The following is a 19,131-nucleotide window of genomic DNA, read 5'->3' as shown; positions in this document are numbered from 1 at the left end:
GCGCTAGCGACCGACCGGTCGGTATGAAATGCTCCCTCTCATGGATCTCTTCTCCGTGAACGGCAAGAAAGTCGTGGTGACCGGCGGATCCCGGGGGATCGGCCGGATGATCGCCGCCGGGTTCGTGGACGCCGGAGCGGAGGTGTACATCTCCGCCCGCAAGGGCGCGGAGGTCGAGAAGACCGCAGCAGAGCTGGGCTGCACGGGGATCCCCGCCGACCTGTCCACCCCCGAGGGGGTCGCCACCCTGGCCGAGGCCGTCGACGGCCCCCTGGACATCCTGGTCAACAACGCGGGTGCCACCTGGGGGGCGCCGCTGGAGGAGTTCCCGTCCGAGGCGTTCGACAAGCTCTGGAACATCAACGTGAAGGGCGTCTTCTACGTCACTCAGCGGTTCCTGCCGCAGTTGCGCGCCGCCGCCTCGGCCGACGACCCGGCCCGGGTGATCAACGTCGGTTCCGTGGACGGCATCCGGGTGCCTCCGCTGGAGACGTACGCGTACTCGGCCGCCAAGGCCGGGGTGCACATGCTCACCCGGCACCTGGCGCGCAAGCTCGCCCCCGACCACATCACGGTCAACGCCATAGCGCCGGGGCCGTTCGAGTCGAAGATGATGGCCTTCGCCCTCGACGACCCCGTGACCAGGGAGATGGTCGCGGGCGAGGTCCCGCTGGGGCGGATCGGCCGGCCGGAGGACATGGCGGGCGCCGCCATCTACCTGTCGTCGCGCGCGGGCGCCTACCTGACGGGCGCGGTGATCCCGGTCGACGGCGGACTGGCCTGCTGAGCGTCCTGCTTGAGCAGGTCGCGAAGGGCCTCGGCGAACAGGCGCGGGGCCTCGGGGGCGAACTTCAGGTAGAGGTACGGCTCGGTCAGCTCCAGTTCGATGACGGCGGGGCTGCCGTCGGGCAGCCGTACGAGATCGACCCGGGCGTACAGCAGCGGCTGCGGGATGGCGGCGAGCACCCGCTCGGCCAGCTCGACCTGGTCCCGAGCCGGTTCGCGCGCTTCGGCGCGCACCGCGTCGGCCTCGCCCAGGTTCCCGGCGAGCATCGGAATCCGGCGGACGGTGTGGCTGAGGCGCCGGTTGAAGTAGACGAGTGAGTGCTCGCCCTCGGTCTCGACCATGTCGAGGTACGGCTGCACCATGGGCGCGCGCCCGGCGGTCTCCAGGGCTGCGGCGTGCGCGGCGGCGGCGTTCCGGTCGCCGGTGCGCACGGTGTCACGGGCGCCCGCCGAGATCGTGGGCTTGACGACGTACTCGGCCCACGCGGGCAGTTCCCGCGACGACCAGTGGGTGGGGACGACGGGGACGCCCAGCTCACGCAGGTAGGTCTTGTCGGTGTTGGCCGCGAGCACGGCGGCCGGGTTGAGGAGCCTGCTCACCGACTCGACCCGGTGGGCCCAGTCGAGGAACTCGGCGCGGCGGTGGACGTAGTCCCAGACCGAGCGCACCACGGCGGCGTCGTAGGAGCTCCAGTCGACGGCGGGGTCGTCCCAGCGGACGAGCTCCCCGTCGATGCCCGCCTCGCGCCAGGCGCCGAGGACGCCGTCGCGCTCGTCGTCGATTCCCTGCGGGTCCTCAAACGTCACATATGCACATGCAGTCATTGAGGCATGCTAATACGGGACATATCAGGATATTGACCGGCTGGACCTTCACAGAGCCGCCCGTTCACCCCTTCGTGAAGGGCCGCCGGATGCGGCGGCCGTTTCACGAAGGGGACGGCGCGAGCGCGCCGATCACGGGCGGGTCGCGCGGAGCGCGTCCGCGACCCGGTTCGCACAGCCCACGAACCGGGCTCCGGCCACGCTCCGCGCCGCCGCTCGCGAGAACCGGCGGACGGGAGGCGCACAGTCACGCCCGTACGGGAAGCCGGGCCGACCGGCCCACACGCGCACCCCGCCCGCACGGCCCGGGAGACGGACCGGCCACGCACGCGCCCGTGGCGGCCCGTCCTCATCACGAGCGGGCCCGCGCATGCGCCCGGCCCGCCCGCGCACCTTCGGGCGAACGGCTAGTCGAGGTCGACACCCAGACGGGATCCGCTGCCGTTCGTGGTGGTCACGGCGTTGCCGTTGACGTTGTTGACATTGGTCGCGCCGTGGCCGCCCACGTTGCTGGCGACGACGGAGCCGAAGTTGTTGCCCGACTGGGAGGAGCCCCAGTTACGGCTCGAGTTGTTGTTCCAGTCGTGGGCCTGAGCGGGGGTTGCGACCAGGAGCGTGGTGCCGGCGGTGGCGGCGACGAGAAGACCGGTAACGCAGAGCTTCTTGATCATTCCTGTTCCCTTCGAGGATTTCCGTGGAGGATCCGCATTTCGCCCGAGGTGTCGTGGACCACGCCGGGCGGATGGAAGTTCTGGTCGGTAATCGTTTACTTGAAGATGTAGACGATCGTGACGCTGCCGTGGGACGACGTGGCCGTGAACCCGTTGAGGTTGTTCACGTTCGTCGAACCGCCGCCCGCCCGGTTGAAGGCGCCGATGCGCGAGAAGTTGTTCCCGGACTGGGAAGACGCGCGGTTGCCGCTCCAGTTGCCGTTGCGGACGTCCGCCTGCGCGGGAGATGCCAACAGGGTGACACCGGCGGCCGCCACCAAGACGACACTGCCGGCACACAGCCTTTTGATCACTTACCGCTCCTGTCAGTCGAGTGCAGGACGGAGGCATGCCAGGGCCCTTGGCTTACGACCATCCCATTGACCTGCCTTGACCCCTGGAGGCCAAAGCCATTGCGATCTTATAACCGAGAGTCCCCAAACGAAAGCACAGAGTAATCAGAAGTTTATTCTACGGCTGTGCGAGCCAGCTCCAGGCAGGGGTCTCGCCGCCTCCGTCGACCAGGATCCTGGCGCCGGTCACGTATCCGGGCTCGGCCAGCCACAGACAGACCCGCGCGACGTCGGCGGGCGTGGCGGGCCGGCCCGCCGGGATGGTGGCGGCCAGCCGTCCGGAGCCGGCCCCGTGGTGGTCGGTCGCCGCCTCGGTCGCGGCCAGGCCGACCACGACGGTGTTGACGCGCACCTCCGGCGCCCACTCGGCGGCCAGACAGGCGGCGAGATGGTGCAGGCCCGCCTTGGCGGCGCCGTACGCGGAGGTGCCGGGTGAGGGCCGGACGCCGCTGACGCTGCCGATCATGATGACGGCGCCGCGCGCGGCGGCCAGGAGCGGGTGGGCGCGCTGCGACAGCAGCAGCGGCGCGGTGAGGTTGAGTTCGATGACGCGGGCGTGCAGGCGCGGCGAGGTGCCCGCGAGCGGCGCGGGCGGCGACCCGCCCGCGTTGTGGACCAGCACGTCCAGCCGGGACAGCCCGCCGACCAGCCGTTCGACGTCGTCCGGGTCGCGCACGTCGGCCCGCACGTAGCGGACGCCGGGGCAGGGGGGCGGGTCCGGCAGGGTGCGGGCGCAGGCCGTCACCCGGGCTCCCGAGGCGGCGAAGGCGCGCACCAGGCCGAGCCCGATGCCCCGGGTGCCGCCCGTGACGAGCACGTGCCTGCCGGTGTGGTCGTAAGTCGCGGTCACGGATGCTACCGTACCAAGCAAGCGTTAGGTGCGACCATGGGAGCGGCGGATGGGGATCACGGTGCGCGGCGGACCGGTAGCCGAGGTGGTGATGGACCTCCCCCCGGTCAACGCGCTGCCCGTGCGTGACTGGTTCGACCTCGCCGAGGCCGTGGCCGAGGCCGGGCGCGACCGGGCCACCCGGGCGCTGGTACTGCGCGCCGAGGGGCGCGGGTTCAACGCCGGGGTGGACATCAAGCAGATCCAGGCCGAGGGCCACTCCGCCCTGGTGGCGGCCAACCGGGGCTGCTTCGCCGCGTTCGCCGCCGTCTACGACTGCGAGGTGCCGGTGATCGCCGCCGTGCACGGCTTCTGCCTCGGCGGCGGCGTGGGGCTCGCGGGCAACGCCGACCTCGTGCTGGCCGAGGAGAACGCCTACTTCGGCCTGCCCGAGGTGGACAGGGGCGCGCTCGGCGCCGCCACCCACCTGGCCCGGCTGGTGCCCGCCCACCTGATGCGCGCGATGGTCTACACGTGCAGGAACGTCACGGCCGGCGAGCTGCACGCCTTCGGTTCCGTCCTGGAGGTGACGGCCCCCGGCAGGCTGCGCGAACGCGCCCTGGAGGTCGCCGGGGAGATCGCCGCCAAGGACCCGTACATCATCCGCCGGGCGAAGGAGTCGCTCAACGGCATCGACCCGGTGGACGTCAGGCGCAGCTACCGCTTCGAGCAGGGATTCACCTTCGAGCTCAACCTGATGGGCGCGGGCGACGAGCACCGGGAGAGGTTCCTTCGATGAGCAAGGTCATGACCGTGGAGGAGGTCGTCGCCGAACTGGACAGCGGGATGACGATCGGCATCGGCGGCTGGGGCTCGCGCCGCAAGCCCATGGCGCTGGTGGCCGGCATCCTCCGCTCGCCGCTGAAGGACCTCACGATCGTCTCGTACGGCGGCGCCGACGTCGGCCTGCTCTGCGCGGCCGGCAAGGTGCGCCGGGTGATCGCCCCCTTCGTCACCCTCGACTCGATCCCCCTCGAACCGCACTTCCGCCGCGCCCGCCAGCAGGGCACGATCGCCTTCACCGAGTACGACGAGGGCATGTTCATGTTCGGCCTGCTGGCGGCGGCGCACCGGCTGCCGTTCCTGCCGACGTACGCGGGGCTCGGCTCCGACGTGATGCGGGTGAACCCGGAGCTGCGCACGGTCCGCTCGCCGTACGGGGGCGAGGAACTGGTGGCGGTTCCGGCGCTGCGGACGGACGCGGCGCTGATCCACCTGAACCGGGCCGACGCCGGCGGCAACGCGCAGTACCTCGGCCCCGACCCCTACTTCGACGACCTGTACGCCAAGGCGGCCGAGCGCGCCTACGTCTCGTGCGAGCGCGTCGTGGCCACCGCCGACCTGGTCGGGGCCGGGCCGGTGCAGTCGCTGCTGGTCAGCAGGTCGATGGTGCGCGGCGTGGTGGAGGCACCCGGCGGCGCGTGGTTCACGAGCTGCGAGCCGGACTACGGCAGGGACGAGGAGCGCCAGCGGCGCTACACGACGACGGACTGGCGGGAGTTCCTCGATGAGCAGGGCTGAGGTGAACAGGGCTGAGGTGAACAGGGCTGAGGTGAACAGGGCTGAGGTGAACAGGGCTGAGGTGAGCAGGGCCGCCATGAGCAGAACTGACATGGGCAAGGCTGACATGAGCAGGGCCGAGGTGTGCGTGCTCGCCTGCGCGGAGGCGTTCAGGGGCGACGGCGAGATCCTGGCAGCGGGCGTCGGCGGCGCGATCACCGTGCTCGGCGCCCGGCTGGCCCGCGCGACGTTCGAGCCGGACCTGCTCACGCACGACGGCGGGTGCCTGCTCACGGGCGACGTCCCGCCGCTGGGGCGGGCGCCTGCGGTGGTGGAGGGCTGGCTGCCGTTCCGCGACCACCTGTGGCTGGTGCTGAACGGCCGCCGCCACGCGATGCTGGGCGCCTCGCAGATCGACCGGTACGGCAACACCAACATCTCCGCCATCGGGGACTGGGCCCGGCCGAAGGCGCAGCTGCTCGGGGTGCGCGGGGCGCCGGGCAACACCAGGTGCGGCCCGACCAGCTACTGGATCCCCCGGCACTCGCCGCGTGTGTTCGTGGAGCGGGTGGACGTGGTGAGCGGGATCGGCGTCGACCGGGGGGCGTGCGAGCTGCGGCGGGTGGTGACGAACCTCGCGGTGCTCGACTTCGGCGGCGTGGGCGGGACGATGCGGCTGGTCTCGGCGCATCCCGGGGTGAGCGTGGACGAGGTGGTCGCGGCGACCGGGTTCGCGCTGGAGATCCCGGCCGTGGTCCCCGTGACGCGCACCCCCACCGACGAGGAACTGCGGGCGCTCGACCGGCTGGACCCCGAGCGCACGCGGGACAAGGAGGTGGCGTGAGGACCCGGCCCGCGACTCCGGACCACGTCCCCAGGACCGTGCCGGCGGCCCGGCCCGGGATTCCAGACCGCGCCCCCGGGGCCGTACCGGCATCCCTGCCCAGGACTCCGGAACGCGCCCCCCGGACCGTGCCGGCATGAGGACCGCGCTCACCGAACTGGTCGGCTGCCGGTATCCGATCGTGCAGACCGGCATGGGGTACGTCGCGGGCGCACGGCTCACGGCGGCCACCAGCGCGGCCGGCGGGCTCGGCGTGATCGCCGCCGCGACACTGCCGGTGGCCGAGATGACCTCGGCGATCAGGCGGGTGAAGGAGCGCACCGACGCGCCGTTCGGGGTGAACATCCGCGCGGACGCCGCCGACGCGGCCGAGCGGGTCGAGGTGATGATCCGCGAGGGGGTGCGGGTGGCCTCGTTCGCGCTGGCGCCGAGACCGGAGCTCATCGCCAGGCTGAAGGACGCCGGGCTGGTGACGATCCCATCGGTGGGCGCGCGCAGGCACGCGGAGAAGGTGGCCGCGTGGGGCGCGGACGCGGTGATCGTGCAGGGCGGCGAAGGCGGCGGGCACACCGGGCCGACGCCGACCACGCTGCTGCTGCCCCAAGTGGTGGACGCGGTGGACATCCCGGTCGTGGCCGCAGGCGGGTTCTTCGACGGGCGCGGGCTCGTGGCGGCCCTCGCGTACGGCGCCTGCGGCATCGCCATGGGCACCAGATTCCTGCTCACCCGGGACTCGCCGGTGCCCGACGCGGTCAAGCGGGTGTACCTGGCGGCGAACGAGACGGTGGTCACCAGGGACGTGGACGGGGTGCCGCACCGGGTGCTCCGTACGCCGTTCGTGGAGTCGCTGGGCCGTACGCGGCTGCTGCGGGCGGTCGTGAACGGCGCGCGCTTTCGCAGGCTGTCGGGGCTGTCGTGGGCCGAGCTGATCGGCGAGGCCCGCCGGATGCGGCGCGGACGGGAGCTGACCTGGGCGCAGGTGCTGCAGGCGGCGAACACTCCGGTGCTGCTGCGGGCGGCCATGGTGGACGGCCGCGCCGATCTCGGGGTGATGGCCTGCGGGCAGGTCGTCGGCGTCATCGGCGACCTGCCGTCGTGCGAGGAACTGATCGGGCGGATCATGGCGGAGGCCGGGACCGTCCTGGACGGGCTGCCGTGAGACCTGCAGGACCGTGAGACCTGCAGGACCGTGAGACCTACAGGACCGTGAGGCCCCTGGCCAGGAGGATGGCGGCGGCCTGGCCGGGGCCGATCACCGCGCCGGACAGGGCGCGCAGCTTGGCGTCGTCGGGCTCGCCGAGGTCGGCGCCGCGCAGGTCCGCCTTGGCGAAGGTGGCCAGCAGCACCTTGGCGCCGATCAGCCGGCAGTCGGTGAAGGTGGCCTCGGTGAAGTCGCAGCCGGACAGGTCGGCGTCGTCGAGGCGGAGGCCCTCCAGCGTCTGCCCGCGAAACAGGCAGCCGCCGAGGTTGGCCATGGTCAGGTTGCAGCGGGAGAGTGTGAAGCCGGTGCCGCGCGAGGCCGTCAGGGAGGCGCCGATCATGCGGCAGCCGCTGAAGGCGGCGTCGGTCATGAGCGCCCCGCCGAACCGCGCCGAGGACAGGTCGACGTCGGTGAAGACGGCGTCGAGCAGGTCGGAGTCGCTGAAGCGGGTGCCGAGGCCGCCCCCGCCGGCGAAGACGGCGCCGTCGAGGTCGGCCTTGCGGAAGTCGGTCCCCTCCAGGACGCAGGACTCGAAACGGGATCCGGCCAGCGAGGCTCCCCACAGGTCGGCGGAGGTGAGGTCGCAGTCGCGGAAGACGTGCGGTCCGTCGCCGAGCCGCTCGGTGAGTGCCTGGTGGGAGAGATCCTCGCTGTCGAAGTCCACGACGCTAGAGCGTACCGGTGATCGTTTCCGCGGCGGCCTGCCCGCAGACGGCGGCCGAGCCGTAGGTGGCGATGTGGACGGCGCCGAGGTCGGTGCGGGCGGGCAGGCCCATCTCGACGACGACCGCGTCCGGGCGTCCGCTGAGCAGGTGCGTCACGGCGGCGGTCTGCCACTCGTAGCGGTGCACGTCGCGCACGACGATCACCAGGGGGCGGTCCCGGCTCTCGGCGAGGAGGCGTTCGAGGGTGGGTCCGCCCGCCTCCTGCGCGGTCAGACGGGTGACGGCGGTGCCGGGCAGCAGTTTGGCCAGGGGTTCGCCGACGCCCCACGGGGTGTCCTTGTCGATGGCGAGGTTCATCTCCGGTGACAGTTCGATCACCTGGGCCGGGGTGGTGACCGGGAGCGAGGGAGCGGCCGAGCGGCGGGTGACGCGCACCGCGCGGCGGGCGCCGGCCAGGCCGTGCGCACCGTCGCCGCCGTGCCCGCCGGGACCGTCCGCGCGGGCGGCGGTGGTCCAGGCGGTCAGTTCGGCGACCCTTCTGGCGGCGTCGGCCAGGCGCTCCTCGGGCAGCAGGCCGTCGGCGACGGCGGCGGCGATGGTGTCGCGGGCCGAGACTGCGGTGGCCTCGTCGGAGTTCTCGCCGCCCACGCAGATGGCGTCGGCTCCGGCGGCGATGGCGCGGGCCGAGGCGCCGCCGATGCCGTACGGCCCGGCCACGGCGCCCATCTCGATGCCGTCGGTGACGATCAGGCCCTGGAAGCCGAGTTCCTCCCTGAGCAGGCCGGTGAGGACCTTGTGGCTGAGGGTGGCGGGGGCGTTGGGGTCGTGGGAGGGGACCAGCAGGTGGCCGGTCATGATCGAGCGCACGCCCTCGGCGATGGCGGCGGCGAAGGGCACGAGGGCCTGTTCGATGTCGGCGCCGACGAGGGGGACGCTGTAGTGGGAGTCGACCGAGGTGTCGCCGTGGCCGGGGAAGTGTTTGGCGCACGCCGCCACCCCGGCCGACTGCAGGCCGCGCACGAACGCGCGCGTGTGCCGGGCCACGAGGTCGGCGTGGGCGCCGAAGGATCGCAGCCCGATGACCGGGTTGTCGGGGTTGGAGTTGACGTCCGCGGAGGGGGCGAAGTCGAGGGTGACGCCCGCGGCGGCGAGGTCGCGGCCGAGGTCGCGGGCGATGACCTCGGTGAGGGCCGGGTCGTCGACGACGCCCAGCGCGTAGCTGCCGGGGCGGCTGCTGCCGCCCTGGACCTCCAGGCGGGTGACCTCGCCGGTCTCCTCGTCCGTGGCCACGACCACGGCGGGGTTCTCGGCGCGGAGGGCGGCGGTCAGCTCGGCGACCTGTGCGGGGGAGACGATGTTGCGGGAGAAGAGCACGACCCCGGCCAGGCCCTCGCCGAGTCTGCGGCGGAGCCAGTCTGGTGGGGTGGTGCCTTGGAAGCCGGGCAGAAGGACGGAATCCGCCAGGCGCAGCAGGTCGCGGCTCATGGGCATGCCCAGAATCTAATAGGAAAGTTTCCTATTTGCTAGTGGCATCTTCGGACGTCAGCCCGATGATCCATTCACAGAACGTGACATGTACCCGTATGGCACGGTGACCTACAACCGCTCCACGATCGTGACGTTAGCCTGTCCGCCGCCTTCGCACATCGTCTGGAGCCCGAATCGTCCGCCTGTCCGGTGAAGTTCGTGCACCAGTTTCGTCATCAGCACCGCACCCGTCGCGCCCAGCGGATGGCCGAGCGCGATGGCGCCGCCGCTCGGATTGACCCGGTCGGGGTCGGCGCCGCAGTCCTTCAGCCAGGCCAGCACGACCGACGCGAACGCCTCGTTGACCTCGAAGGCGTCGAAGTCGTCGATCGCCATGCCGGCGCGCGCGAGCGCGTGCGCGGTGGCCGGGATCGGCGCCGAGAGCATCTCGATCGGATCGCCGCCGCGCGCCGACAGATGGTGCACGCGCGCGATCGGGGTCAGCCCGTGCCCGCGTACGGCCCGCGCGGAGGCGACGAGCAGCGCGGCGGCCCCGTCGGAGATCTGTGAGGCCAGCGCGGCGGTGAGACGGCCGCCGTCCACCAGCGGCCGCAGCGCCGCCATCTTCCGCGCATCGGTGTCACGGCGCGGCCCCTCGTCCTGCCCGACCCCGGCGAAGGGCGCCACCTGCGCGGCGAAGCGGCCCGTGTCGACGGCCAGCGCGGCGCGCCTGTGGGACTCCAGCGCGTACCGCTCCATGTCCTCCCGCGAGATGCCCCACCTGCGGGCGATCAGCTCCGCGCCGGCGAACTGGGAGACCTCGCGGGTGCCGTACCTCTCACGCCAGCCCGCGCTTCCGTCGAAGGGACTGTCGTGGCCGAGGTCGCGGCCCGCGACCATGGCCTGCCCGATCGGCACCATGCTCATGTTCTGCACGCCACCCGCCACCACGAGGTCACAGGTGCCCGACATGACGGCCTGGGCGGCGAAGTGCAGCGCCTGCTGGGAGGAGCCGCACTGGCGGTCCACGGTCACCCCCGGCACCTCCTCCGGCAGCCCTGCGGCCAGCCAGCAGGTGCGCGCGATGTCGCCGGCCTGCGGGCCGACCGTGTCGACGCACCCGAAGACGACGTCGTCGACGGCCGCCGGATCGACGCCGGTGCGTTCGACCAGCGCCGTGAGCACGTGCGCGCCGAGGTCCGCGGGGTGGGCGGCGGCCAGGCCGCCGTTCCTGCGCCCGACCGGGGTCCTGACCGCGCCGATGATGTACGCCTCGCCCATGGGCGACATTGTAGCAAGCGCTTGGTAGACTAGCGTTCGGTGAACAAGCGATTGTGCGAAGGCTCATAATGGAGGACGTGACCACGCGAAAGAACTCCGGCGCGACCGCGGCTCCGGCCAAGCGCCCACGCGCGACCTCAACAGGGCCCGCGTCCGAGCGCCGCGACCACCTCGTCAAGCTCGCTGCGGAACTGTTCGCGCGCAAGGGCTTCCAGGCGACGACGGTACGCGAGATCGCCCTGGAGGCGGGCATCCTCTCCGGAAGTCTCTACCACCACTTCGACTCCAAGGAGACGATCGTCGACGAGGTGCTGTCCACCTTCCTCGACGACCTCATCGCGCGCTACCGCTCGGCCCTCGACAGCGGCGGCGACCCGCGCACCGTGCTGTCGGAGATGGTCCGCATCGGCTTCGGCACCCTCGAACCCCACCGCGCGGCGATCACCGTCATGCAGAACGACTGGAACTACCTGCGCCAGTTCGAGCGCTTCAACTACCTCGTCAAGGCCGAGGACGAGGTCGAGCAGATGTGGGTGGGCCAGATCAAGGCGGGCCAGGCCGCCGGGCAGTTCCGCCCCGACGTCGACCCCAAGCTCACCTACCGCATGATCCGCGACACCATCTGGGTGGCCGTGCGCTGGTTCCGCCCCGGCGGCCGGCTCAACACCTCGGGCCTGGCCGAGCACTACGTCACCGTGCTCTTCGACGGCCTGGCCACCGGCGAGCGGACCACGCAGAAGGCATGAGCCTCCGCAAGACGGTCAGAGCCGCGCTGGAGGAGGCGGCCGACCCCGCCAAGGCCACGGGCATGCAGGCGTACATGAAGTCCGACATGCCCTTCCTCGGCGTGCAGGCGGCCCCGCGCCGCGCGCTGCTCCGGAAGGTCTTCGCCGAGCACCCCCTTCCCGACGCGCCCGCGTGGCGGCGGGCGGTGATGGAGCTGTGGCACGAGGCCGAGTACCGCGAGGAGCGCTACGCCGCCGTCGACCTCACCGGCCACCGCCTGTACCGCGCCCACCAGACCCTCTACACGGTGCCGATGTACGAGGAGATGATCGTCACCGGCGCCTGGTGGGACCTCGTCGACGAACTGGCCACCCACCGCGTCGGCGGGCTGCTGGCCGCCTTCCCCGACTCGATGCGCCCCCTCATGCTGGAGTGGGCGGGCGACTCCGACCTGTGGCGGCGCCGCACGGCGATCCTGTCGCAGAACCGGTTCAAGGAGCGCACGGACACCGCGCTGCTGTACGCCTGCATCGAGCCGAGCCTGTCGGACAACGACTTCTTCGCCCGCAAGGCGATCGGGTGGGCGCTGCGCGAGTACGCCAAGGTCAACCCCGGCGAGGTGATCCGCTACGTGCGGGCCAAGGGCCTGTCCGGGCTGAGCCGGCGCGAGGCGCTCAAGAACCTCAGCGGGTCCACAGCGCCTCCTGCACCACCCGCACCAGCGTGATGAGCTCCGGCGCCACCGGCTCGCCGAGCCAGGCCAGGCCGTAGGTCAGCCGCAGCTCGGCGCCCTCCAGAGGCACGAACCTGACGTCCTCCCTGCGTACGGCCCGCGCCACGAGCTGCGGGATCGGCAGCAGGCCCGCGCCCGCCGCCACCAGGTCGAGGGCGGCCGCGAAGTCGTCCTCGGCGACCTGCCGGTGGATGCCGGGCAGGCGGGCCCAGCCTCGGCCGGGGATCAGCACCCGCTGCTCGGCCAGTTGCCCGGCGAGCACCCGGTTGCGCCAGGGGTGGTCGGCGGGCACGGCCAGCCGGTCCACGCTCACGTGGAAGCGCGCCCCGGTCGTGAACCGCGCCGGAGCGGGCATGGCGACGATCGCCGCCGCCACCTCGCCCGTGTCGAGCGCCCGTGCGGCGGCCGCGCGCCCGGCCACGCTCAGCTCGACGGCGATCGGCGGGGTGCGCGCGGCCAGCCGCCTGGCGATCCGCGCCACCAACGGCCCGGCCAGTGCCGGATAAGCGATCCTGATAGCCGGACGGGTGAGCCGGGCCGCTTCCGCCTCGAATCCGTCCATGGCGGCGAGCACCTCGTCGGCCTGGGCCAGCAGCCCCCTGCCCGCCGGCGTCAGCCGCACCTCGCGTGGGGTCCGCTCGAAGAGCCTGAGATCCAGGGCGGTCTCCAGCCGGGTGATGGCCTGGCTCATCGCGGGCTGCGACATCCCCAGGTCGGCGGCGGCCCGGGAGAAGCTGAGCCGGTCGGCGACGCGGGCGAAGCACTGGATCTCACGCAGCATAAGCAACACCAATAGATGATGCACCACCACCTGCCGCGCGGGCACGATCCAGACGTTTTCCTCATCGGCTTGGGAGCGGAACCATGCAGTCATCGACCGTGCTCGGATACCCCCGGATCGGGCCCCACAGGGAGCTCAAGCGGGCGCTGGAGTCCTACTGGGACGGCCGCTCGACGCGGCGGGAACTGGAGGCAGAAGGCGCCCGGCTGCGGGCAGGCACCTGGCGGCGGCTGGCGGAGCTGGGGCTCGACGGCCTGCCGTCCAACACCTTCTCCCTGTATGACCAGGTGCTCGACACCGCCGTGATGCTGGGCGCGGTGCCGGAGCGCTACCAGGCCGCCGACGACCCCTACTTCGCCATGGCGCGCGGCACCGACGGGCTGGCGCCGCTGCGGATGGTCAAGTGGTTCGACACCAACTACCACTACATCGTGCCGGAGATCGGCCCGGAGACCGTCTTCAAACTGGACGCGGGCAAGCCCGTCGGCGAGGTGCGCGAGGCCCGCGCGCTCGGCTACGAGACCCGGCCCGTGGTGGTCGGGCCGGTGACGTTCCTGCTGCTCGCGGGGGCGCTCGACCGGCTCGGCGAGGTGCTCGGCCACTACGAGGAGCTGCTCGCGGCACTGGCCGGCGAAGGCGTCGAGTGGGTGCAGTTCGACGAGCCCGCGCTGGTCCAGGACCGCACGCCCGACGAGCTCGCGGCCGTGCGCGCGGCCTACGAACGCCTCGGCGCCCTCCCCGTACGCCCCAAGCTGCTCGTGGCCTCCTACTTCGGCGACCTCGGCGAGGCGCTGCCCGTGCTGGCGGCGACCCCGGTCGAGGCGCTGGCCGTGGACCTGGTGCGCGGCCCGGTGCCGCCGCCGCTGCCGGGCAAGACCGTGGTCGCGGGGGTCGTCTCCGGCCGGGACGTCTGGCGCACCCCGCCGGCGGCGGCGCTGGCCAAGCTGCGGGCGGTCGAGGCGGACCGGGTCGTGGTCGGCACCTCGTGCTCGCTGTTGCACGTGCCGTACGACGTGACGGTCGAGGACGGGCTCGACCCCGGGCTGCGGGAGCGCCTGGCCTTCGCCGAGCAGAAGGCGGCCGAGGTCGTCGCGCTCGCGCGGGCGCTGGCCGCCGGTGAGACGGGGGGCGCGGCCGGTACCGTACCCACGAGGCGGGCGGAGCTGCCGCCGGTCCCCGCCCGCAGCCCGTACGCCGTGCGGGCGGCGGCGCAGGCCGAGCACCTGCGGCTGCCGCCGCTGCCGGTCACCACGATCGGCTCGTTCCCGCAGACCGGCGAACTGCGTGCGGCCCGCGCGGCCGTGACGGCGGGCACGCTCGCGCGGGAGGACTACGAGCGGCTGGTCGAGGCCGAGATCGAGCACGCCGTCCGGGTGCAGGAGCGGCTCGGCCTCGACGTGCTCGTCCACGGCGAGCCGGAGCGCAACGACATGGTGCAGTACTTCGCCGAACACCTCGACGGCTTCGCGGTGACCGCGCACGGCTGGGTGCAATCCTACGGCTCACGGTGCACCCGCCCGCCGATCATCCACGGCGACGTCGGCCGGCCCTCCCCCATCACCGTGCGGTGGGCGAAGTACGCGCAGTCGCTGACCGCGAAGCCCGTCAAGGGCATGCTGACCGGCCCCGTCACGATCGTCGCCTGGTCCTTCGACCGCGCCGACCTGCCGCTGCGCGAGGTGACCCACCAGGTGGCGGCGGCCATCGCCGAGGAGGTGCGCGACCTGGAGGCCGCCGGGGTGTCGGTCATCCAGGTGGACGAGCCCGCGCTGCGCGAGCTGCTGCCGCTGCGGGCCGCCGAGCAGGCCGACTATCTGGAGTGGTCGGTGGCCGCCTACCGGCGGGCGACGGGTGCGGCGGGCGACCGTACCCAGATCCACACCCACCTGTGCTACTCGAACGCCGACCAGATCCTGTCGGCGATCGACGGTCTGGACGCCGACGTGACCACGATCGAGTCGGCCCGTTCCGGCACCCGGATCCTGGACGCGGTCACCGGGTACGCCAGAGGGCTCGGCCCCGGCGTCTACGACATCCACTCGCCGAGGGTGCCGCCCGTGGAGGAGGTCGCGGGCCGGCTGGCGGCGGCCCTCGCGGTGCTGCCCGCCGAGCAGGTGTGGGTCAACCCGGACTGCGGCCTGAAGACCCGCACCTACCCGCAGGTGGAGGCGGCGCTGGCGAACGTGGCGGAGGCCGCGCGGCGAGCCCGCGCGGCCCTGTGACACCGGGCTAACGGAGGGTGAAGAGCCTCGGGCTGGTCAGCTTCACCCGGTTGCCGTCCGCGTCCCACGCCTCGGCCCTCAGGCTGACGGCGCCCCTGCCGCCGTAGCGGGCGCGGGCGGTGAACTCGCCGTCGCGCTCGCGCCTGAGGTCCACCGGCGTCCAGGTGGCGCCGTCGTCGGTGCTGGACCACAGCTTCAGCCCGGCGATCCTCGGCATCGCCGTCGTGGACTGCGAGTGGTAGGCCGTCACCCGGAAGGTGTGGGCGGGCCCGGCCTTGACCCGGTTGTCCATCGTGACGTCGTCGCCGAAGTCGTAGGCCACGAACACCGAGGGCACCGGCCGGCAGTGCTCGACGGGCCCCTGGATGTTCCACGCCCGGCAGCCCGCCCCGCGCTGGGTCTGCCCTTGCGGGGGCGGCGCCCGGAACGTCCACTCGACGTCGTGCGCCGCGTTCTTCGCCGTCAGCCGGTACTCCCCCTCGCCCTGGAGCGGGAAGGCGGGCAGCTCACGGAACCAGGGGTTGTCGAGCCGGTCGAGCTGCCTGCCGTCCCGATAGAGGCGTACGTCGTAGCCGGGGGTGAGGACCATGCCGCCCTTCCAGAACCCGGCGCCCTGGAACCACTGCTTCTCCGAACGGCCCGTGAGGACGAAGTCGGCCCACAGCACGTCCTGCTGCACGCAGATCGAGCACATGACGCCGGTCCCCTTCGCGGCCAGCGGCGGCAGCGACGGGTCGGCCAGGCGCAGAACCTCGTCGGGCACGATCGCGGCGCCCGGCGTGCTGCCCGGAGTGAACCAGCGCTGCTTCACGCGTCCCGCCTTGCCGTACGCCTCGGTGCGGTAGCGGGTGTCCAGGGTGGCGGTCCCGGCCTCTGGCACCGAGGTCAGGCCGCGTTCCTGGATGACCGCCGGGTCGGGCGGCCCCACCCACTCGGTGCGCCGGGCCGGTGCCGTGTAGGCGAAGGGCTGGAACTCCTCGATGGCGACGGCGGTCTTGATGCCGTCGTCCTGCTTGAAGACGTAGCGCCAGTCGGAGATCCGCGCCGACGAGGCGGCGTGCACGGTCGAGTCGACCCTGGTGAGCTGCCGCTCGGTCAGGACGCGGTGCTGGTCGGCGGCGATCCGGTCCTCGTCGTACGGCTTCAGCGTGTAGCTGTAGGGCGTGTCGGGCGTGCCCGCCACCCGCAACGTGAGCGGTCCCCGTGCCAGCAGTTCCTTCAGCCGCCGCGCCTCCGTGTGGCTCAGGAACGCGTTCGGCACGCCGATGGGCTTGGCGTCGCCGGTGAACGGCTTCTGGGTGATGGCCATCGGCAGCCCGCACGCGCCGGTGCGCGTCGGGGAGATGAGCACGAAGGCGGCGCCGGCCTCGCGCAGCGGGCCGATCCGCTCGATGGGGGCCTCGCAGAGCGGTGCGCCGCCGTCGTCGGCCATCCCGGTGTCCATGAGCACCAGCCTGCCGCGCAGGTCGCGGCCCGCGAGGTCCTCCGGCCGGGCCTGGCCGACGTCCGCGACGGGCAGGTCGCGGATGCCGGTGAACTGCACGAAGCCGGGGTGGCCGCTCTGCGTGGGGCCCTGCGCGTTGACACTGTGGACGGGAGCGAGGACCTTCAGCGGGTACGGCTCGCGCCCGCGCACGCTCATAGCCAGCTCGGACTTGCCCAGCGTCCAGTGCGAGAACCAGCGCAGCCTGCCGACGGTGACCTTCTCCGTGGGGGTCACCCACAGGTTCATCCAGGCTCCGTACGGGCTGTTGGGCGTGATCCCGGCGCCGTACACCTCGCCTGCGGCGGTGGTGCGCTGCACGTTGGCGACCCAGTCGTTGTTCAGCGGCTCGGCCGGCTTCGGGGTGGTGAAGCGGACCTGCCTGGCCTTGCGCAGGTCGAGGGTGATCTCGGTGTCGCCGTCGACCCGGACCTCCGGGTCGACCAGGTAGCCGAAGTTGAGGCGGTCGTCCTCGTCCGCCCAGTCGATCCACTGGGTCACGTGGTGGACGCCGGGCGGCACCCGCGTGACGGTGACGCCGGTGTCCACGAGCCGGGTGCCGCCGAGGAAGCCGTCGGTGCCGCTCACGTCGAGGGTGTGCTGCGCCCACGGGTTGGCGGGCTTGCCGTCCCTGCCGATCGTGCGGACCGTGAGCTGCACCTTCGGGCTCTCACGGACGGCGCCGACCGGGGTGCGCAGCCGCAGGCCGTCCGCTTCGGCGGTGACCGCGCCGCTGAAGGCGCCGAAGGCGGCTCCGGCCGGGGTCAGGGTGACCTTGGTGGTGGCGGTGCCGTTCGCGGGCACGGTCAGGGTGGGGTCGGCGACGGTGAGGCTGCCGGAGGCGTCGTCGCCGCCGACCCTGCGCAGGCTCGCCCTGAGCGTGAGCGTCACCGGCCGGTCGCCGGTGTTGCGGTAGGCGAGGTCCTTGACGACGGGCCGCTCGTCGTTGACCGAGGCGAAGTCGAGGCCCGAGGTGGCGGTGTGCACCGTCTGGCCGTAGGCCCTGGCCACGTCGAGGCGGCCGGCGCCCAGCTCGTACACGGTGGCGCCGGTGTCCTTCGCGCTGCCGATCAGCGCGGCCTTGAGCTGCGGGCCGGTCCAGTCCGGGTGCCGCTGGGCGAGCAGGGCGACGGCGCCGGAGACGTGCGGGGTGGCCATGGAGGTGCCGCTGGCCCGCGTGTGGACGTCGTCCACGGGCTCGCCCATCGAGGTCCCGGCGGCGCGGGCGGCGGCGATGCTCACGCCCGGCGCGGCGAGGTCGGGCTTGAGCCCGGAGTCGCCGAAGCGGGGGCCCTGGCTGGAGAACCAGGCGCGGGTGTCGTTCCGGTCCACGGCCGCGACGGTGAGCGCGGCGTCGGCGGAGCCGGGCGCGGCCACGGTGCCCTCGTCGGCGGTGTTTCCCGCCGCGACGACGAACAGGGTGCCGGTGGCGGCGCTCAGGTCGTTCAGCGCCTGGCTCACCGGATCGGTGCCGTCGGTGGGGCCGCTGCCGAGGCTCATGCTGACGACCTTGGCGCCGGAGCGGGCGGCCCACTCCATCGCCTCGATGACCCACGAGTCCTGGCCGGAGCCGCTGTCGCCGAGCACCTTGCCGATCACGAGCTGGGCGCCGGGTGCGACGCCCTTGTTGCGCCCGGTGGCGGCGCCGGTGCCCGCGATGGTCGCGGCGACGTGGGTGCCGTGGCCGTGACCGTCGCGGACGGCCTCGCCCGGGACGAACGAGCGGGTCTCGGCGATGCGGCCGTCGAGGTCGCGGTGGGCGGCGTCGACTCCGGTGTCGAGGACGGCGACCTTGACGCCGGTGCCGTCGTGTCCGCCCGCCCAGGCGGTGGGGGCGCCGATCTGGGGGACGCTGTGGTCGAGCGTGGGGGTGACCTTGCCGTCCAGCCACAGCTTGGCGACGCCGCCGGCGCGCTGTTTCGCCTGGCCCGCGACGGTGTCCCAGAATCGTGCCGTCTGCGCCTTGGCCACGTCGAGGGCGGCGCCGTCGAGGCTCTCCAGGGTGTTCGTGGTCGTGGCGGCGGGCAGCGCGGAGCGGGCGCGGGTGCCCTTGGCGTACTGGACGATGACGGGGATGCGCGGCGTGCCCGAGTCGGCGTAGCCGTTCTCCGCGAGGTAGCGGACGTTGAACAGTTCCCGGTCGACCAGCCCCGAGTCGATGGCGGCGACGGCGTCCTCCGGCAGGACGTAGACGCCCTTCGGGGTGTACTGGGTGCTCAGCCTGGGGCGGCTGCCGTCGGCGCGCCGGCCCGGGGTGCTGCGGACGATGTACTGCCCGGCGCCGGACTCGGTCAGGGTGACCCGGTCGCCGGTGATGAGGGTGATCTCGTGGGGGCCGGGGCCGGGTGCCGTACGGGCCGGGGTGGGGCCGGTCGGGGCGGGAGCCGCGGAGGCGGCCGGTGGGAGTCCCGAGACGAGCCCGGCGGCCAGAGTGGCGGCGAGTAGGCCGCGCAGAGTGTGGCGGCGTAACGGATGTGCGGTCATGAAGCGGTGCCTCTCTGCGGTAACCGGCTAAAGGGGTTCATGCCGGTCGTCGGACGGTGTCTCGTCCTCTGCCGCCTCCACCAGCCCGGCGGTGGCGGGTTCGGTGGCGGCGGGCTGTTCGGGGTCTGGTTCCACGTGGCTCATCGTCCGCCCGGCCCGGCCGCCCCGCGATCCGGGAAAT

Annotated in this window: 17 protein-coding genes; 8 read left to right on the top strand and 9 right to left on the bottom strand. The window is 72.8% G+C overall.

Going from position 1 to position 19,131, the window contains the following annotated elements; translation table 11 throughout:
• Nucleotides 1-40 precede the first annotated feature (40 nt).
• On the top strand, nucleotides 41-787 hold the full coding sequence (locus ABD120_RS30165) for an SDR family oxidoreductase (protein ID WP_343953559.1): 747 nt from the start codon (nucleotides 41-43) through the stop codon (nucleotides 785-787).
• On the opposite strand, the gene ABD120_RS30160 is transcribed toward ABD120_RS30165, so the two are convergent.
• From ABD120_RS30160 to ABD120_RS30145, 4 genes are all read right to left on the bottom strand, one after another.
• Nucleotides 739-1,593 carry an ATP-grasp domain-containing protein gene (locus ABD120_RS30160; protein WP_343953558.1) on the bottom strand — a complete coding sequence of 285 codons (855 nt, stop codon included), beginning with the start codon at nucleotides 1,591-1,593 and terminating at the stop codon, nucleotides 739-741. The genes ABD120_RS30165 and ABD120_RS30160 overlap by 49 nt on opposite strands.
• A gap of 425 nt (nucleotides 1,594-2,018) precedes the next feature.
• Nucleotides 2,019-2,282: a hypothetical protein gene (locus ABD120_RS30155; RefSeq protein WP_343953557.1), complete on the bottom strand. Its 264-nt coding sequence runs from the start codon at nucleotides 2,280-2,282 to the stop codon at nucleotides 2,019-2,021.
• 95 nt (nucleotides 2,283-2,377) lie between these two features.
• On the bottom strand, nucleotides 2,378-2,635 hold the full coding sequence (locus ABD120_RS30150) for a hypothetical protein (RefSeq protein ID WP_343953556.1): 258 nt from the start codon (nucleotides 2,633-2,635) through the stop codon (nucleotides 2,378-2,380).
• Nucleotides 2,636-2,792: 157 nt separating this feature from the next.
• Nucleotides 2,793-3,524 carry an SDR family oxidoreductase gene (locus ABD120_RS30145; RefSeq protein WP_343953555.1) on the bottom strand — a complete coding sequence of 244 codons (732 nt, stop codon included), beginning with the start codon at nucleotides 3,522-3,524 and terminating at the stop codon, nucleotides 2,793-2,795.
• Between the two features lie 49 nt (nucleotides 3,525-3,573).
• Here ABD120_RS30145 and ABD120_RS30140 point away from each other — a divergent pair, with 49 nt between their 5' ends.
• The 4 genes from ABD120_RS30140 to ABD120_RS30125 all read left to right on the top strand — a co-directional run bounded on the left by ABD120_RS30140 (nucleotide 3,574) and on the right by ABD120_RS30125 (nucleotide 7,066).
• The gene (locus ABD120_RS30140; protein WP_343953554.1) at nucleotides 3,574-4,302 is read left to right on the top strand and encodes an enoyl-CoA hydratase family protein; all 729 of its coding nucleotides are present in this window, start codon (nucleotides 3,574-3,576) and stop codon (nucleotides 4,300-4,302) included.
• A complete protein-coding gene (locus ABD120_RS30135; protein WP_343953553.1) occupies nucleotides 4,299-5,084 on the top strand; it encodes a CoA transferase subunit A in 786 nt (261 codons plus the stop codon). Before ABD120_RS30140 ends, ABD120_RS30135 begins: the two co-directional genes overlap by 4 nt.
• A 76-nt stretch (nucleotides 5,085-5,160) precedes the next feature.
• Nucleotides 5,161-5,907 carry a CoA-transferase subunit beta gene (locus tag ABD120_RS30130; protein ID WP_343953552.1) on the top strand — a complete coding sequence of 249 codons (747 nt, stop codon included), beginning with the start codon at nucleotides 5,161-5,163 and terminating at the stop codon, nucleotides 5,905-5,907.
• Nucleotides 5,908-6,043: 136 nt separating this feature from the next.
• Complete coding sequence (locus tag ABD120_RS30125; protein WP_425564066.1) at nucleotides 6,044-7,066, top strand: NAD(P)H-dependent flavin oxidoreductase; 1,023 nt, start codon at nucleotides 6,044-6,046, stop codon at nucleotides 7,064-7,066.
• Between the two features lie 37 nt (nucleotides 7,067-7,103).
• Here ABD120_RS30125 and ABD120_RS30120 read toward each other — a convergent pair whose 3' ends face one another.
• The 3 genes from ABD120_RS30120 to ABD120_RS30110 form a co-directional block, all read right to left on the bottom strand.
• On the bottom strand, nucleotides 7,104-7,772 hold the full coding sequence (locus ABD120_RS30120; RefSeq protein WP_343953551.1) for a pentapeptide repeat-containing protein: 669 nt from the start codon (nucleotides 7,770-7,772) through the stop codon (nucleotides 7,104-7,106).
• A 4-nt stretch (nucleotides 7,773-7,776) separates the two neighbouring features.
• Nucleotides 7,777-9,264, bottom strand: a complete 1,488-nt coding sequence (locus ABD120_RS30115) for a glycoside hydrolase family 3 protein (RefSeq protein WP_343953550.1) — start codon at nucleotides 9,262-9,264, stop codon at nucleotides 7,777-7,779.
• Nucleotides 9,265-9,369: 105 nt separating this feature from the next.
• Entirely contained in the window at nucleotides 9,370-10,521 is a 1,152-nt protein-coding gene (locus tag ABD120_RS30110; RefSeq protein WP_343953549.1) for an acetyl-CoA C-acetyltransferase, read from the bottom strand.
• A gap of 68 nt (nucleotides 10,522-10,589) precedes the next feature.
• On the opposite strand from ABD120_RS30110, the gene ABD120_RS30105 reads away from it, so the two are divergent.
• Nucleotides 10,590-11,267, top strand: a complete 678-nt coding sequence (locus ABD120_RS30105; RefSeq protein ID WP_425564068.1) for a TetR/AcrR family transcriptional regulator — start codon at nucleotides 10,590-10,592, stop codon at nucleotides 11,265-11,267.
• Nucleotides 11,264-11,974, top strand: a complete 711-nt coding sequence (locus ABD120_RS30100; RefSeq protein ID WP_343953547.1) for a DNA alkylation repair protein — start codon at nucleotides 11,264-11,266, stop codon at nucleotides 11,972-11,974. Before ABD120_RS30105 ends, ABD120_RS30100 begins: the two co-directional genes overlap by 4 nt.
• Here ABD120_RS30100 and ABD120_RS30095 read toward each other — a convergent pair.
• A complete protein-coding gene (locus ABD120_RS30095) occupies nucleotides 11,931-12,761 on the bottom strand; it encodes a LysR family transcriptional regulator (protein WP_343953546.1) in 831 nt (276 codons plus the stop codon). The two genes, ABD120_RS30100 and ABD120_RS30095, sit on opposite strands and share 44 nt — an antisense overlap.
• An 83-nt stretch (nucleotides 12,762-12,844) precedes the next feature.
• Between ABD120_RS30095 and metE the strand changes: the two genes are divergently transcribed.
• On the top strand, nucleotides 12,845-14,983 hold the full coding sequence (metE, locus tag ABD120_RS30090; RefSeq protein ID WP_343953545.1) for a 5-methyltetrahydropteroyltriglutamate--homocysteine S-methyltransferase: 2,139 nt from the start codon (nucleotides 12,845-12,847) through the stop codon (nucleotides 14,981-14,983).
• 7 nt (nucleotides 14,984-14,990) lie between these two features.
• Here the strand turns inward: metE and ABD120_RS30085 are convergent, their stop codons facing one another.
• Entirely contained in the window at nucleotides 14,991-18,950 is a 3,960-nt protein-coding gene (locus ABD120_RS30085; protein ID WP_343953544.1) for a S8 family peptidase, read from the bottom strand.
• Nucleotides 18,951-19,131 lie beyond the last annotated feature (181 nt).

The sequence above is a fragment of the Nonomuraea longicatena genome (assembly GCF_039525605.1).
Taxonomy (GTDB): domain Bacteria; phylum Actinomycetota; class Actinomycetes; order Streptosporangiales; family Streptosporangiaceae; genus Nonomuraea; species Nonomuraea longicatena.
Note: the sequence above shows the minus strand (reverse complement) of the source record. Positions and strands in the feature narration are given on the sequence as shown.